We start from the raw sequence: 15,582 nt of genomic DNA, 5'->3' as shown, positions 1-15,582 counted from the left end.
TATCTTATAAAACACATACAACATTCATACAGTATTGAAGCATTAAGGGGATTAGCAAAATGAGCACAGCACAATATATGCAACGATTAGAAGATCTACCTTGCGGCGTTGTTTTGTACTATCACAATCAAATAAAAAATAGCATCAGTACATTCTGTGCAAGAGGTAGCGACCTTTCTGGCCAACCACTAACGGTTGATACCCCATTGCGCATTGCCAGTAATAGCAAAACCTTCACAGCAGCCGCCATATTAAGATTAGTTGAAATGGGAAAGTTGTCGCTAAATGATGCAATTTCGCAGCATATCGACCCTAAATTCAATCAATTACTGAGTGAAAATTATAACACGCATAATATTACGATTAGACATCTACTTAACCATAGCAGCGGGTTGTTCGATCACGCTGATGAGCAATATCTCAAACAAGTACTTGCTAAGCCCAATTATCAATGGAGTCGCTTGGAACAAATAGAGCTCTATACACGCAAGCAGTTTCCGATAATTGCACCTTCTGAAACCTTTATTTATTCAGATACTGGTTATATTTTACTCGGTGATATTATTGAGCGCCTTACTGGCCAATCACTTGGCCTCGCAGTCAGAACATTGTTAAACTTCAATAAAATAGGACTAGATAGTGCTTATTGGGAGTGTTTAGAGCAACCGACCACTGAGGCTCCTCGTGCTCGTCAATATTTGAAAGAGATCGAAGGCACACATATTCATGCATCAATGGATCTCTACGGGGGCGGGGGGCTGATCACCTCTTCTCGGCAAATGGCGCTTTTCCTTGAAGCGTTATTCAACGGGGAAATATTTGAGCAGTCAGAAACACTAGAAATTATGTTAAGTGCTGGTGAACATGAAGGAGCACAAGAGTATCGTTTAGGGATCATGGTGAATATTGTGAATGGCATGACACTCTATTCACACCTTGGTTTTTGGGGTTCTGTCGCTTATTACTCACCAAGTACAAAAACCAGTGCGGCAGGATTTGTTGATGATAAACAGTCAAGAGAAGTATTAATTGAAGTTATTGAAGCCATGCTCACACATGGTTAATCAATGATTAGCCATTAACCTTAATCAGGTTAATGGCTATACCCGTTACACTTCAAGTGACAAGCGCTTTCATCAAGGTATGCTGACTACGCTCACTTACACTAGTTGTATACTTATCTTTGCTGCTCGCAACTCATTCACTTATCAGCTAACTGCACCTGAAATTATTCAAAGAATAAATAGTTACTGTGGTGCTTTCACTGCCGGTTCTTTCGCGGTATTAGAGCCAACCTCAGCAGCAGAGGATGACTCTGCTTGAGGCCATAAAACTTTAGTGAATTTCTGCCGAATTTGCTCCGCATCCATCAATTGTTTTTCTTTCGGTTGCGTCAAGACAAAAGCCGCCTCTTGGGACAATAAACGGCGTACTTCCATATTGACTTGCTCTAACGTCTGCCCAACTAAGAAAGACTGCCTTAAGCGCTGGTATTGCTCAGGTGCAATATCAACCACACCATTTTGCTGGGAAATTAAACGCTGGCTAGCCAAGACATCGGTGCTAGTACGTGCATAAGCAGCAAACAGTTGAGAAAGCTGAGCTTGCTTCTCATTGATCATCTCATCAAATAATTCAGGTGAGATACCATTTTGGTTAATCGTTGATAACTCATTCAGCACAACATCAGCCACCGCCATCATTTTTTCAGGAGCCGCAGCGACAGTCAAAGTACAGCTTGCTTTTTGGTATTGAACACGGCAATCCAAATTAGATGTGACTTCATCTTGACTGAATTTTTGGTTAAAGGTTTTTTGCAATGAGCGGTATAGCGCTTCACGCGCTAAGTCACTTCCCCAATAGCGCAACAGTACCACCGAATCATTGATTGGTTGCCAATCAATATCCCAAATCAAAGACAACGAGTCGTTAACTTGTTTCTCTTGGAGGATATCAATAGATTGTGGTTTAACCTGTGATAGTACGGCAACAGAAACAGGCTCTGAGCGTTTACCCTCTAATGACGAAAAAGTCTGTGAGATAGCATCCGACAACATACGTGAGTCGACATGACCCGCAACATATAATGTCATCACATCAGGTGTATACCATTTGTGATAGAACTCGTTAATGCTTTCAAGGTCAACATCATGCTTAATTTTTTGGCCGGGATCATACCCCATCATGGCTGAGCCTTTCAGACGTGCACGCCATACAGGATCACTCGCATCAACAGGTAAAGTTGCAACAGGCGCATTAGTCACACTCAAACCATTACTCAATGACGTTTCTGTGTAGGTGGCCCCAGCCGCAGAAGTTGCTAGCCAATTCAAGGCTTGTTTGAGTAGCTCGGGTTTATTGTGTGGTAAGCTTAAATTATAAATTGTGTAGTCGTAAGAAACCACCGCGGGTGGAATAGGCATATCAGGATCGGTTGCCTGACGCCAAAAATTTTGTAACGTTGTCGCGGGGAATGCTTCTGATTGATGCAATAACGCCATTTTAGGAATGAGATAGCTATAGCCTTTTTCATTCGCCTTTTCTGACAGTGAGCCAGCTTTTATGGCTAACCTAAGTTGAATGCGGTCGTTAGGACGTTGCGGTGTCTGTAGCAGCTGCCAGCTAAAGCCGTTTTCTAGCTTCCCTTGCTGCCATGCTGGATCAGGTTGTAATGGCTCAGCACTAGCAAAACTAGCCACTGATAATAGTACAACACTGATAGTGTAGCGAATTTTCAACCCCTGCATGTAAACCCCTATGTATTTTCTATCCTTGTATTTAACCGCAAAAGTGTGACTGATAAATTAACCAAAAGCGTTAATTATAGGGTTGAACGATATGGTTCATTTCACACTCTAATAATACTCACTATACTCTAAATAATTCGAGATTCAGCTAGGTGACAAGTGGGTGAGTCGCTAGAAACATACACATCATGTCATTGATGTGAGCGAATATCATCACCATACCTCAGCGAAAACGGCTGTAGCCTTAAAGCATGACGAGTATAGTAACGTTATTAGACCACAAAGCCCCCTACATGTTCACCCGTTAATCTGAATTTTGCTGTTTTCTTTGACGGTTATAACTTTTTGCCAATAAACCTATTTCATCATCTTCATGATAACTTGAAATTTGAATATCTTGATTATTGGCATCCTGTAATTCTAACGCAATTTTGCGTAATGGCCTGACAATCATTCGACTTACGCACCACGTCATCGCAATTGCGATAATCAAAACCAGCAATAAATAGGTCGTTATCATTAAAGCCAATGTATTAAAGGCAAAACGATAAACACGATTGGAGTCGACCTGTAACGTCAAATACCCTTGTGGCTTGACTGTTAGCAACGAATTACCATAAGCATATAAAGGTATCGTCATCTCAACAGGGATACCGGTAAATTTTATCGCCCAATCAGGGATAGGGCGAACCGTAGCAAAATCGAGACTCATCACAGTGGTATTATCTACCGTGACGATAGCTTTCCCCATAATACCTGACGTTTTTAAACTGACCAGCAAACGCTTCACTTCATTCAGATCAGAGCTTAATAATGACTCAGTGAGTGGTTTTTGTATTTGCACAACCGCATTACTAAGCTGATCCAGATAATCACTTTTTCTTTGCTCAAGCAGATAGCTAAATTGAATTGCCAAAAAAAGGGCGAGCGAAATCAACGTGATCACAAAAAATGCAACCATACTTTTTAATGTCAATGAACGCTGAACTCGGGTCTTCATGTCAACGAAACCTTCTTCACCAAGCTTCTTTTAGATTACATACTCTTTGTCTGCGCCTTAATTGCCAGACAAAACCGCCCCCACTACACCATTTCATACCCAGTGTACAACTTCAAACCAATATTACATCACTGCAATAGAATACAGGCTATTAATCAAGCCAAATATATATAAATTCGGATACCGCGCCCAACAAGACGGGTTTTATGGGGTATGAATATAATAGGGTGTTACTGAGTATACTTGATTTTATCGAGAAATGAGCGGTTAAAAATGAAAGTTTATGTAATTAAGACAAGGAGCAAATCCTTCAGTTAAAGACGCAAAATTCCCTAAAGTAATGGCAGAAAAAATATATTTTCTGCCATTTTATTAAGATTAACTCACAATCATGGTATTTTTTTCATCTTCATCAACGGCGAAGCAAGCAACTAGCTGACCATCATACTCTTTAAGTGTCGGTTGAAACTGAGTACATTGACCAAACGCTCGGCGGCAACGCGCGGCAAAAGCACAGCCCGGAGGTGGATTCATTGGGCTTGGTAACTCACCTGTTAATTTGATCCGCTCACGCCTTGAATCAGGATTTAGCCTTGGTGTTGCAGACAGCAGTGCTTGAGTATATGGATGTAGAGGATCATTAAAAATTTGCTCTTTCGTTCCCTTTTCAACACAACGACCTAAGTACATCACCATCACTTCATCAGCGATATGTTCAACTACTGACAAATCATGTGAGATAAACACATAAGAAAGGCCAAGTTCTTGCTGTAAATCCATCATTAAATTTAGAACTTGTGCACGAACTGAAACATCCAACGCAGAAACAGGTTCATCAGCAACAACCACATCAGGATCGAGCATCAAACCACGGGCAATCGCAATCCGCTGACGTTGGCCCCCTGAAAACATATGTGGGTAACGATCATAATGCTCTGTTTTCAATCCCACTTTCGCCATCATCGATAATACTTTTTCTTTACGCTGCTCTTTCGACAGTGAAGTATTAATCAATAAAGGTTCTTCCAATATCTGCCCCACTTTTTTACGTGGATTCAAAGAACCATATGGGTTTTGAAAAACAATTTGAATTTTCTGACGACGTAATTTTTCTGCCGCTTTATCTTTCACTAGCAAATTTTGATCTTGATAGTACAGCTCACCTTCTGTTGGCTGCTCTATCATTGTCAATAAACGGCCTAGCGTTGATTTGCCACAACCTGATTCACCCACCACTGCGAGCGTTTTGCCTTTTTCTAACTCAAAAGAAACACCATCAAGTGCTTTCACTAATTTTTCAGCCGAAAATATACCGCTTTTAGCTGAGTAATATTTCTTTAAATTAATGGCCTGTAGCAAGGGTTTATGATTATTTTCACTCATAGTGTTGGCCTCCCCATATCATCCAGCGGCATGTGACATTTTACTTGTCTATCCCCAATTGAGCGCAATTCAGGCTCTTCAACACGACAACGCTCCGTTGCATATGGGCAGCGTGGATTTAATAAACAACCTTGTGGGCGATCGTACTTACCTGGCACAACCCCCGGTAAAGAAGCAAGCCTTGATTTATTAGTGGCAAACTCAGGTAGAGCACGTAACAGCGCCTGAGTATAGGGATGGCGAGGGTGTTTAAAAATATCAGTCGCTTTTGCTGACTCAACCACTTGACCTGCATACATCACAATAATGTGGTGAGCAGCTTCAGAAACTAATGCAAGATCATGAGTAATTAGTACCAATGCCATATTTTCTTGCTGCTGTAATTCAAGCAATAATTCAATAATTTGTGCCTGAATAGTCACATCTAGCGCAGTGGTAGGTTCATCAGCAATCAATAATTTTGGCCGACAAGCAATTGCCATTGCAATCATCACCCTTTGGCTCATACCACCTGACAATTGATGAGGATACACATCAAGCCTTGATTTCGGATCAGGGATCCCAACCATGTCCAATAGGTCAATCGCTCGCTGTTTACGTGTACTTTTACTACCGCCCTGATGCACTTTCAATGCTTCCATGATCTGATAACCCACAGTAAAGCAGGGATTCAGACTCGTCATGGGATCCTGAAATATCATCGCAACATCAGCCCCTACAATCTGCCGACGCTCTTTTTCTGGAATAGTCAGCAAGTCACGACCATCAAACTGCAACGCATTTGCCATGACTCTACCGGGGTAATCAATCAACCCCATAATTGCCAATGAACTAACTGATTTACCAGAGCCTGACTCGCCAACAATCCCAACCACTTGCCCCTTCTCAACGCTATAGCTGATGCGGTCAACGGCGCGGAACGGGGTACCTTCATCACCAAAATGTACCGAAAGTTGTTCTACATTTAACAATGCCATTAGATTACCTCATCACTGCTTGAGTTTTGGATCAAATGCATCACGTAACCCATCACCCATCAGGTTAAACGCTAATACAGTCAATAAAATTGCCAAACCAGGGAAAGTCACTACCCACCAAGCACTTTGAGCAAATTGCAGTACATCAGAAAGCATTGTGCCCCACTCAGGTGTTGGAGGCTGAGCCCCCATGCCAAGGAAACCCAACGCAGCCATATCTAAGATGGCATTAGAAAAACCAAGCGAAGCCTGTACGATTAATGGTGCTAAACAGTTAGGTAAAATATTCACAAACATCTGGCGAACAGCACCTGCCCCTGCAACACGCGAAGCTGTCACATAATCACGGTTAACTTCAACTAATACCGCCGCTCTCGTAAGTCGGATGTAGTGAGGTAATGCCACGAAGGTAAGTGCAATAGAGGCATTGACGATGGAAGGGCCAAAAATAGCGACTAATACTAAGGCTAATAACAAGCTTGGTAATGCTAGCATGATATCAACAACACGCATGATGATGGCATCAACCACACCGCCAAAATAGCCGGCAATGACCCCTAACGTAACGCCTGAAATCAATGACAGGACAACCACTAGGCAACCAACTAATAAAGATAAACGCGCCCCATACATCAAACGAGACAGTAGGTCACGCCCCACATCATCAGTACCTAAAATAAATTGCCAGCTACCACCATGCTCCCAAACAGGTGGAACCAATAGGAAATCACGGAATTGTTCATCAGGTGCATGAGGTGCTAATACACCAGCAAAAATGGCGATTAAGATCATTAAGATGATATAAACCATCCCAGCAACCGCACCTTTATTACGTTTAAAGTAATACCAGAATTCTTGAAATGGCGTCATCGGCTTAGGGGCGCTGATAACAGTTGGCTCAGTAGATTGAGACATTTTTAGCGCTCCTTATTTCTTATGACGAATACGTGGATTAACAATGCCATACAGCACATCAACCACTAAGTTAACAAAAATGATTAATGTCGCGACCAGCAGAACGCCCCCCTGTACCACAGGGTAGTCACGGCGCTGAAGCCCTTCAATTAACCAACGTCCCAAGCCCGGCCATGAGAAAATAGTTTCAGTCAGAATTGCCCCTGCCAACATCACGCCAACTTGTAAACCAATAACAGTGACAACTGGCAACAACGCATTACGTAACGCATGGATCAAGATAACACGTGCACGACTCACCCCTTTCGCCCTTGCGGTACGAATGTAATCCTCTCCAAGAACCTCCAACATTGACGAGCGAGTCATGCGTACGATTACGGCTAACGGAATGGTTCCAAGAACAATGGATGGCAGGATCAGGTGTTCCACTGCATCAATAAAGTTACCTTCATCACCCCAAATCAAGGTGTCAATTAACATAAAGCCAGTTAATGGGTAGGAATCGTCGAGGAACACACTGTCACTGACCCGCCCCGATACAGGGGTTAAGTCCCATTGAACGGACACTAACATGATCAACATGATCCCCCACCAAAAGATAGGCATTGAGTAACCCGTTAGTGATAGACCGATAGCAGTGTGATCAAAAATAGAACCACGCTTAACCGCGGCTAAAACCCCTACAGGGATCCCCACTGATACAGCAAAAATCATTGCGCAGATCGCCAGTTCCATTGTGGCTTTGAAACGAGGGAAAAACTCATCCCAAACCTCAATACGGCTTTTCAATGAAATACCTAAGTCACCGTGAAATATGCCATTAATATAGTGGAGGTATTGCTGCCATAGTGGCTGATCTAAGCCCAATTCAGCCATTAAATACGCGTGCCTTTCAGGCGATAACCCACGTTCTCCTGCCATGATCATCACTGGGTCACCAGGGATCATATGCACGAAAGCGAAAGTCAGTAATGTGATACCGATAAACGTGGGGATCACTAACCCCAAGCGTCGGAGGATAAATTGCAACATATCCCGAATCTCTTTAATAATGCCTTTGACGGTTCTAAGTCCGTTTGGCTAATCAGAAGCAACAAGCGACTTCTGCCTGCTCACAAAGAACTAAGTTTTCTGTTTCCCTGAAATTCAGAGGTGAAAACGCCCTTCGCAACCAATGGGTGGCAAAGGGCAAGTACAAATTACAAACGATTATTTTTCAATATCAACGTTTTCAAAGTGATGCTTGCCGAGTGGGTCGACAACGTAGCCCTTCACTTCTTTACGTACTGGTTCAAATACCGTTGAGTGAGCGATGATCAATGCAGGCGCTTGGTCATGCATCACAACTTGAGCTTGTTTGTAGAGATCGACTCGTTTATCGTGATCAGCAGTCATACGAGCAGGTTGGATCAGATCTTCGAAACCTTTATAACACCATTTCGAATAGTTAGAACCTTGCTCTTTTGCCGCACAACTAAATAAAGTTGCAAAGAAATTGTCTGGGTCACCATTGTCGCCCGTCCAACCCATCATTACCGTCTGGGGCTCACCATCTTTAGCACGCTTAAGGTATTCCCCCCACTCATAGCTAACGACTTTTGATTTAACACCGACTTTTGCCCAGTCGGCTTGGATCATTTCGGCCATGCGACGTGCATTTGGGTTATATGGGCGTTGAACAGGCATTGCCCATAGGTCAATTTCAAAACCATTAGGGAAACCCGCTTCCGCCAATAACGCTTTGGCTTTTTCTGGGTTGTATTCGTAATCCTTAACATCATCGTTATAACCCCACATGGTTGGTGGGATTAAATTTTTCGCTTTCTGACCAGCACCTTGATACACCGCATCAATAATCGCGTCTTTATTCACAGCCATGGATAATGCTTGGCGAACTTTTTGGTTATCGAGTGGTTTTTTCTCAACGTTAAAAGAGAGATACCCCACGTTAAGACCCGGTTGTTCCATTAACGTGATGTTTTTATCTTCTTTCATGCGTGCTAAGTCAGCTGGATTTGGGTATGGCATAACTTGGCATTCATTTTTTTGCAATTTTGCGTAGCGAACAGATGCATCAGGGGTGATCGAAAATACCAAACGATCAATTTTAGGTTTATTGCCCCAATAATCTTTATTCGCTTTATACAGAATGCGAGAATCTTTTTGATATTGTTGTAGCTCAAATGGACCAGTACCAATCGGGTTCAAGTCAACTTTTTCTGGTGTGCCCGCAGCTAACATTTGGTCAGCATATTCGGCTGAAAGAATAGATGCAAAATCCATTGCCATATCGGCTAAAAATGGCGATTCTGGGCGAGTTAATGTAATACGAACAGTATTATCATCCACTTTTTCAACTTTATCGATAATCTTATCCATATCCATTCCCATAAAGTACTCATAGCTACCACCAGAGACTTTGTGATATGGATGATTTGGATCTTTTTGACGCATGAATGTGTAAATCACATCATCGGCATTCAAATCACGGCTTGGTTTAAATTCTTTGTTAGAATGCCACTTAACACCTTTACGTAAATGGAAGGTATAAGTTTTACCATCTTCACTGACTTCCCAGCTTTCCGCTAAGCCAGGTTCAATTTCTGTAGTACCTAGTTTAAATTCAACTAGACGGTTATAAAGAGGGATAGAACTTGCATCATAAGTCGTCCCTGAAGTAAATAGCTGTGGGTTAAAGCCTTCTGGAGAGCCTTCTGAGCAGTAGACTAATGTTTTTGCTTGCACCGAAGCAGAAACTGCCATTGCTGCAAGTGTTAATCCAACTGTCAATAAACCTGTCTTTTTAATAGAGAGCGTCATCTGTATGCTCCTGTGGCGTTCATGTGTTATTTGCTTAAAACCCTAGACCATCATTAATAATGACAGATGAGGGATCTGTATTTTTAGTTATTCACTGTGCAATTAATCAACTGTCGCTCACTTCGTCAATAGCATCTCTCACTAACAGTACAACCAATTTATAACATTTTAGAAACATTTATCGTGTAATGTTGGTTTATTATACAGGCAAGAATTCATTAAGGCAGAGATAATAACCATAAAAAGTGTACCGAATAGGTTTTTATCACTGGGTGATTTATTTTTATATTTGTGATTAAGTGCTGAATTACTGAACGAAAATAGTGTCGCATCTGAGAGAGTGCGGCATAAAGTTCTGAAGCACTTTGTGATAAATATTATTTTAGCCTGTTATTATTTTGCTTATTTTTTATTCAGATAAAAAAGGCCACCTTATAAATAATTAACATTTTATTGACTAGTTAATTGCTTCAATAAAGTCCTGATTAACTTGATTTCCTTCTTTACACCATTCAATATCTTCTTAATTGGATGATTAGTAATCAATACTTAGTTTTGCACCTAACAAAATAGGGTCTGCTTTTATCGTTGATGAATACCAAAGTGGTAATTCAAAAAAAACTTTATAGCCCATGCGCTTGTATTGCCCTTGTATTCCAACCTCACCGCCAACCAATTTATTTTTCTGCCAAAAATGTGCTCGTTTATTGGATGTAGAGGCAAAATCTAGTCCACTATAAATTTTATGTTCTTGCCATGGTAATAACCATCCCCACTCATTTTTAATCTTTAGCGTATTTTCGCCTGCATTCTCAATCGGTAAGCTACCTGTAAATCCTCTAATTCCAAACCTGCCTGTAATGGTATTAACTTCAAGTAAAGGATCGAGCTTCGCATGACTTAATTGAAGCTCTACTTCATGCCTGTGATACATTGGTTGATTCAAAAATGTAAATTGTCGCTGATAATCGGCTGAAAACTGATAAATACGTGCACGATCTAACCCTGTGGTTTGCTTCCTCGTTGAACCAAACCAATCAAGGCTCTGCTTATAGCTGATTGAAACAGCAACGCTACCTTGCAAGAAATCGCGCTTATGTGACAAACCGAATAAACCATAACTGCTAAAACGCTGTTGAGTCTTCAATCGATAATTATTTAAAAAAACATCTAATGTCTGAACTTGTGCTCCAACACTCGCTGACGTCGTACTATTCAATGAGCGATGCAAAACATATTCTGCTTGCATTAATAGCAGGCGATTTCGTAGGTCATTTTTCAGTGCTATTTGATCAAATAATTGGATGTTTTTATAAGCAGTGCTTTCTTGATAACCTGCATAAAAACTCAGTAACCAATAATGATAGGGAATTGAATATAACAACGAAGCAGATTTAAATTTTTTCGACGTCCCTTGCCCAATATCACTATCTAGACTAAAAAAGAAAAAATCATTCAATAGCAGTGGGTTGGCTAACATAACGACTTGGCTAATAACCTGATTAGGCTGCTCTTTTGACTGTTTTGATTCAAATAACAACCGTCCTTTAAATGCCCTCACCGCTGTACGTTGAATAATTAATTGATTCATGTTGTCCCTTTCATTATCTGACATGATCTGGATTTGATAAGGTACTAACTGAGTATTGCGTAAATTCGCTAACCCTTGATTTAATTGATGCAAGTGCACTACATCCCCGCTCTGCAAAGGGAAAGCGTTAGCCAATGACCATCCTGTATCAACACCATCTTGGAACTCAATGCCCTGCAATTTTCCGGCTATTAGGTCGACATATAGCAAACCGAAGAGTAAATTTTGTTGTGGATAGTGAATATAAGATGTGACGTACCCTACCTCAGCTAATTGCTGATTGAGATAGTCTGCATACACCAACAACGTTTCGTCACTAGCACACAAGCCTTCAAGTGCTGATTTCCACTCGCTAACATGTTTTGAGGTGACTAAAGGGAATAACTTTAATGGGGTAAAATAGACCTGATTAATGACAACACAAGATGATTTAGGCTCTTTTATAATAGGCATTGCACCTGCATAGGAAGGTAGCCATTTTAATAATAATAAGAACAATAATAGATAAACCACTTTCATTAACAGCATCCTTGTCATGAAAAGTCCATACATACTCATCATACTTCAAGTTGCAGTGGCTTGGCTCACTCACACCAATCGCATAGTTTTCTATGCCGTCAACAATTCATTCACTCAGCGCCTAGCTGCACCTTGAATAATTTAGCGTTTATGGGTAATCAACGACTAGCTACTGCATAGCTATACAAAATAGCGATGGCTAATGATGTGCTAAATATAAAAGCAGATTAAGTTGAAGAAAGGAAACAAAGTTGTTCTGAAAGTAGAATTAGAAATGCAAAAGTTACAGACATAAAAGAACCCAGCTTTATAAGCTGGGTTCTAAAATTTGGTCGGCGAGAGAGGATTCGAACCTCCGACCCACTGGTCCCAAACCAGTTGCGCTACCAAGCTGCGCTACTCGCCGAAAACGAGGTGAATCATACTGTTGAGAGCGCGATCCGTCAACCCATTTTTCACTAAATTTGTTTGTATGTCGATAAAACCATCAACTTGATGTGGTTTTTTAACCAATTACACTTTTACTACAAAAAATAAACGCCCGCAGATTACTACTGCGAGCGTCGGTTGCCTTATATTACTGAGATGTCTTGTATTATTGCAGTAACGAAATATCTGCAACTTTCAAGAACAGCTCACGTAATTGGCTTAATAACGTTAAACGATTAACACGAACCGCTTCGTCTTCATCCATTACCATGACACCAACAAAGAAAGCATCAACAACTTCACGCAATGATGCCAGCTCAACTAAAGCTTCTTGGTAGTTACGTTCAGCAAACATTGGTTCAAGTTTTTCTTGTAGCACAACCAAATGCGTTGCCAATTTCACTTCTTCTGGCGCTTTGAGTACCGATGCCAACACCTTATCAGACAGTTTCTCATTTGATTTACTCAAAATATTAGAAACTCGTTTATTCGCTGCGGCTAGTGCTGCTGCATCTTCCAATGTGCGGAAATGGCTCACCGCTTTAACACGGGCATCGAAATCAGCAGGTGCAGTTGGACGACGAGCCAGTACCGCTTGAATAGTATCGATACTGTAACCTAGCTCTTGATACCAAGAACGGAAACGACCCAGCATAAACTCAACTACATCATCAACCACATTTTTGTTGGTCAGTTTATCGCCATAGAGACGTACCGCTTCTTCGGTCATTTCAACCAAATCAAGCTGATAACCTTTCTCAACAATAATACGCAGTACACCTAGTGCCGCGCGACGCAACGCAAACGGGTCTTTATCCCCTTTAGGATGCTGACCAATGCCAAAAATACCCGCTAAGGTATCCATTTTTTCGGCTATTGCTAACGCCGCTGAAACATCCGTCGAAGGTAGATCATCACCCGCGAAGCGAGGTTGGTATTGCTCTTTCAATGCTAATGCAACATCTTCCGATTCACCGTCGTGACGTGCATAATGCATACCCATCACACCTTGCGTATCGGTAAACTCAAATACCATATTGGTCATGAGGTCACATTTAGCCAGCAAACCTGCGCGCGTTGCATGATTAACATCTGCGCCAATTTTACTTGCTACCCAGCCCGCTAATGCTTCCAAACGATCAGTTTTATCACGTAATGTCCCTAATTGCTGCTGGAACAAGACGGTTTCTAAACGGGGTAAATTATCTTCCAAACGCTGTTTACGGTCGGTTTTAAAGAAGAATTCAGCATCCGCCAAACGTGGGCGAACCACTTTTTCGTTACCTGAAATAATCTGTTGGGGATCAGAAGACTCAATATTGGCGACGAAAATGAAATTAGGCATCAAATTGCCTGAATTATCATAAACAGGGAAATATTTCTGATCCCCTTTCATGGTATAAACCAATGCTTCAGAAGGAACAGCCAAGAATTTATCTTCAAATTTAGCCGTTAAAACAACCGGCCATTCAACCAATGAAGCGACTTCTTCCAGCAAACTATTGGTTAAATCTGCCTTACCACCAAGCGCAAGTGCTGCTTTTTCTGCATCCGCTTTAATCGTCGCTTTACGTTCTTCGTAGTCAGCAATCACTTTACCACGTTCACGCAGGATCGCAGGATATTGGTCTGCATTATCAATAGTGAACTCCGCCTCACCCATAAAACGGTGTCCACGAATGGTACGTCCACTCTTAATGCCAAGAACCTCACCTTCTACCACATCACTGCCTAACAACAATGTTACGGTATGTACAGGACGAACAAAATGAGTCTCTTTATCGCCCCAACGCATTAATTTTGGAATTGGCAGTTTAGCCAGTGAGCGGCTGACCATATCAACCAATAATTCACCGACTGCGACACCTTTAACTTGAGCACGATACAGCAGCCATTCGCCTTTATCTGTCGTCAAACGTTCTGCTTGATCAACCGTAATGCCACAACCGCGAGCCCAGCCTTCTGCCGCTTTAGTCGGTTGACCATCGGCACCAAATGCGGCTGAAATTGCAGGGCCGCGTTTTTCGACTTCACGATCAGGTGATGCATCCGCCAGTGAAGCTACTTTTAATGCTAAACGGCGAGGTGCCGCAAACCAGCTCACTTCACCATGCGCAATATCTGCGCTATCAAGTTCAGCGGTAAAGTTTGCCGCAAATGATTCAGCTAACGAACGAAGAGCCTTCGGCGGTAACTCTTCTGTGCCGATTTCCACTAGGAAAGTCTGTTGAGTCATGACAGCCTCTTAATTCTTATGACACATTGGGAATCCGAGCGCTTCGCGAGAAGCATAATAAGCTTCGGCGACCCCTTTCGTCAGGGTACGGATACGTAAAATATAACGTTGGCGTTCAGTGACAGAAATGGCCTTGCGAGCATCCAACAAGTTAAAAGTATGAGCGGCTTTTAAAATACGCTCATACGCAGGAAGCGGCAGTGGTTTTTCGAGAGATAATAAGTACTGCGCTTCTTTTTCATACTCTTCAAAACATTTGAAGAGGAAATCTACGTTGGCATATTCAAAGTTATAAGTTGATTGCTCAACTTCATTTTGATGATAAATATCACCATAGGTCGTTTTACCAAGAGGGCCATCACACCAAACGAGATCATAAACACTATCAACGCCTTGAATATACATAGCAAGACGCTCAAGACCATAGGTGATTTCGCCTGTTACAGGTTTGCACTCTAATCCACCAACTTGTTGGAAATAGGTAAACTGAGTGACTTCCATACCGTTTAGCCAAACTTCCCAGCCAAGTCCCCAAGCACCTAATGTTGGGTTCTCCCAGTTATCTTCAACAAAACGGATGTCATGAACCGTTGGGTCAATACCCAGCTCCTTCAATGAGCCCAAGTAAAGCTCTTGAATATTGTCAGGTGATGGTTTAATAATCACTTGGAACTGATAATAATGTTGAAGGCGATTTGGGTTTTCCCCGTAACGGCCATCCGTTGGGCGACGTGAAGGTTGAACATAAGCCGCAGCAATAGGTTCAGGCCCTAACGCACGTAAGCACGTCATAGGGTGAGAGGTTCCTGCGCCAACTTCCATGTCCAGTGGTTGAACAATGGTACAGCCTTGGCGCGCCCAGTAATCCTGTAATGTCAGGATGAGACCTTGGAAGGTTTTGGTATCAAACTTTTGCATGTTAGATCCGCACGCGATGCATATGATTTAAAAGAAAGTACGTCAGT

Annotated in this window: 11 protein-coding genes and 1 tRNA gene; 1 reads left to right on the top strand and 11 read right to left on the bottom strand. The window is 41.9% G+C overall.

What is annotated here, in order from left to right; translation table 11 throughout:
- Nucleotides 1-59 precede the first annotated feature (59 nt).
- Nucleotides 60-1,064, top strand: coding sequence for a serine hydrolase domain-containing protein (locus JI723_RS01815; protein WP_272580481.1), 1,005 nt, complete (start codon nt 60-62; stop codon nt 1,062-1,064).
- Nucleotides 1,065-1,247: 183 nt separating this feature from the next.
- Here the strand turns inward: JI723_RS01815 and JI723_RS01810 are convergent, their stop codons facing one another.
- The 11 genes from JI723_RS01810 to glyQ all read right to left on the bottom strand — a co-directional run bounded on the left by JI723_RS01810 (nt 1,248) and on the right by glyQ (nt 15,535).
- Nucleotides 1,248-2,747 carry a M16 family metallopeptidase gene (locus JI723_RS01810; RefSeq protein ID WP_272580482.1) on the bottom strand — a complete coding sequence of 500 codons (1,500 nt, stop codon included), beginning with the start codon at nt 2,745-2,747 and terminating at the stop codon, nt 1,248-1,250.
- Nucleotides 2,748-3,051: 304 nt separating this feature from the next.
- Entirely contained in the window at nt 3,052-3,747 is a 696-nt protein-coding gene (locus JI723_RS01805; RefSeq protein ID WP_272580483.1) for a HAMP domain-containing protein, read from the bottom strand.
- A gap of 378 nt (nt 3,748-4,125) precedes the next feature.
- Nucleotides 4,126-5,130 carry a dipeptide ABC transporter ATP-binding subunit DppF gene (dppF, locus tag JI723_RS01800; RefSeq protein ID WP_070929409.1) on the bottom strand — a complete coding sequence of 335 codons (1,005 nt, stop codon included), beginning with the start codon at nt 5,128-5,130 and terminating at the stop codon, nt 4,126-4,128.
- A complete protein-coding gene (gene dppD, locus JI723_RS01795) occupies nt 5,127-6,107 on the bottom strand; it encodes a dipeptide ABC transporter ATP-binding protein (protein ID WP_140186273.1) in 981 nt (326 codons plus the stop codon). The genes dppF and dppD overlap by 4 nt, the downstream gene beginning before the upstream one ends.
- Before the next feature lie 12 nt (nt 6,108-6,119).
- Complete coding sequence (gene dppC, locus JI723_RS01790) at nt 6,120-7,022, bottom strand: dipeptide ABC transporter permease DppC (protein WP_140179651.1); 903 nt, start codon at nt 7,020-7,022, stop codon at nt 6,120-6,122.
- Nucleotides 7,023-7,034: 12 nt separating this feature from the next.
- Complete coding sequence (dppB, locus tag JI723_RS01785) at nt 7,035-8,054, bottom strand: dipeptide ABC transporter permease DppB (RefSeq protein ID WP_140179652.1); 1,020 nt, start codon at nt 8,052-8,054, stop codon at nt 7,035-7,037.
- Between the two features lie 177 nt (nt 8,055-8,231).
- Nucleotides 8,232-9,842 carry a dipeptide ABC transporter periplasmic-binding protein DppA gene (gene dppA / locus JI723_RS01780; RefSeq protein WP_140186275.1) on the bottom strand — a complete coding sequence of 537 codons (1,611 nt, stop codon included), beginning with the start codon at nt 9,840-9,842 and terminating at the stop codon, nt 8,232-8,234.
- Nucleotides 9,843-10,377: 535 nt separating this feature from the next.
- A complete protein-coding gene (locus tag JI723_RS01775) occupies nt 10,378-11,952 on the bottom strand; it encodes a ShlB/FhaC/HecB family hemolysin secretion/activation protein (RefSeq protein WP_337979743.1) in 1,575 nt (524 codons plus the stop codon).
- 329 nt (nt 11,953-12,281) lie between these two features.
- A tRNA-Pro gene (locus JI723_RS01770) sits at nt 12,282-12,358 on the bottom strand.
- A gap of 189 nt (nt 12,359-12,547) precedes the next feature.
- Nucleotides 12,548-14,617 carry a glycine--tRNA ligase subunit beta gene (gene glyS / locus JI723_RS01765; protein ID WP_272580485.1) on the bottom strand — a complete coding sequence of 690 codons (2,070 nt, stop codon included), beginning with the start codon at nt 14,615-14,617 and terminating at the stop codon, nt 12,548-12,550.
- Nucleotides 14,618-14,626: 9 nt separating this feature from the next.
- The gene (glyQ, locus tag JI723_RS01760) at nt 14,627-15,535 is read right to left on the bottom strand and encodes a glycine--tRNA ligase subunit alpha (protein WP_070929413.1); all 909 of its coding nucleotides are present in this window, start codon (nt 15,533-15,535) and stop codon (nt 14,627-14,629) included.
- Nucleotides 15,536-15,582 lie beyond the last annotated feature (47 nt).

The sequence above is a fragment of the Providencia manganoxydans genome, from assembly GCF_016618195.1.
In the GTDB taxonomy this organism is placed as follows: Bacteria; Pseudomonadota; Gammaproteobacteria; order Enterobacterales; family Enterobacteriaceae; genus Providencia; species Providencia manganoxydans.
The sequence above is the reverse complement of the archived record's forward strand: the minus strand, read 5'-3'. Positions and strand labels throughout refer to the sequence as shown.

Bases quoted from the DNA above. Each gene is read 5' to 3' on its own strand.
- JI723_RS01815 (WP_272580481.1), top strand. From the start codon at position 60: ATGAGCACAGCACAATATATGCAACGATTAGAAGATCTACCTTGCGGC.
- JI723_RS01810 (WP_272580482.1), bottom strand. From the start codon at position 2,747: ATGCAGGGGTTGAAAATTCGCTACACTATCAGTGTTGTACTATTATCA.
- JI723_RS01805 (WP_272580483.1), bottom strand. From the start codon at position 3,747: ATGAAGACCCGAGTTCAGCGTTCATTGACATTAAAAAGTATGGTTGCA.
- dppF (WP_070929409.1), bottom strand. From the start codon at position 5,130: ATGAGTGAAAATAATCATAAACCCTTGCTACAGGCCATTAATTTAAAG.
- dppD (WP_140186273.1), bottom strand. From the start codon at position 6,107: ATGGCATTGTTAAATGTAGAACAACTTTCGGTACATTTTGGTGATGAA.
- dppC (WP_140179651.1), bottom strand. From the start codon at position 7,022: ATGTCTCAATCTACTGAGCCAACTGTTATCAGCGCCCCTAAGCCGATG.
- dppB (WP_140179652.1), bottom strand. From the start codon at position 8,054: ATGTTGCAATTTATCCTCCGACGCTTGGGGTTAGTGATCCCCACGTTT.
- dppA (WP_140186275.1), bottom strand. From the start codon at position 9,842: ATGACGCTCTCTATTAAAAAGACAGGTTTATTGACAGTTGGATTAACA.
- JI723_RS01775 (WP_337979743.1), bottom strand. From the start codon at position 11,952: ATGAAAGTGGTTTATCTATTATTGTTCTTATTATTATTAAAATGGCTA.
- glyS (WP_272580485.1), bottom strand. From the start codon at position 14,617: ATGACTCAACAGACTTTCCTAGTGGAAATCGGCACAGAAGAGTTACCG.
- glyQ (WP_070929413.1), bottom strand. From the start codon at position 15,535: ATGCAAAAGTTTGATACCAAAACCTTCCAAGGTCTCATCCTGACATTA.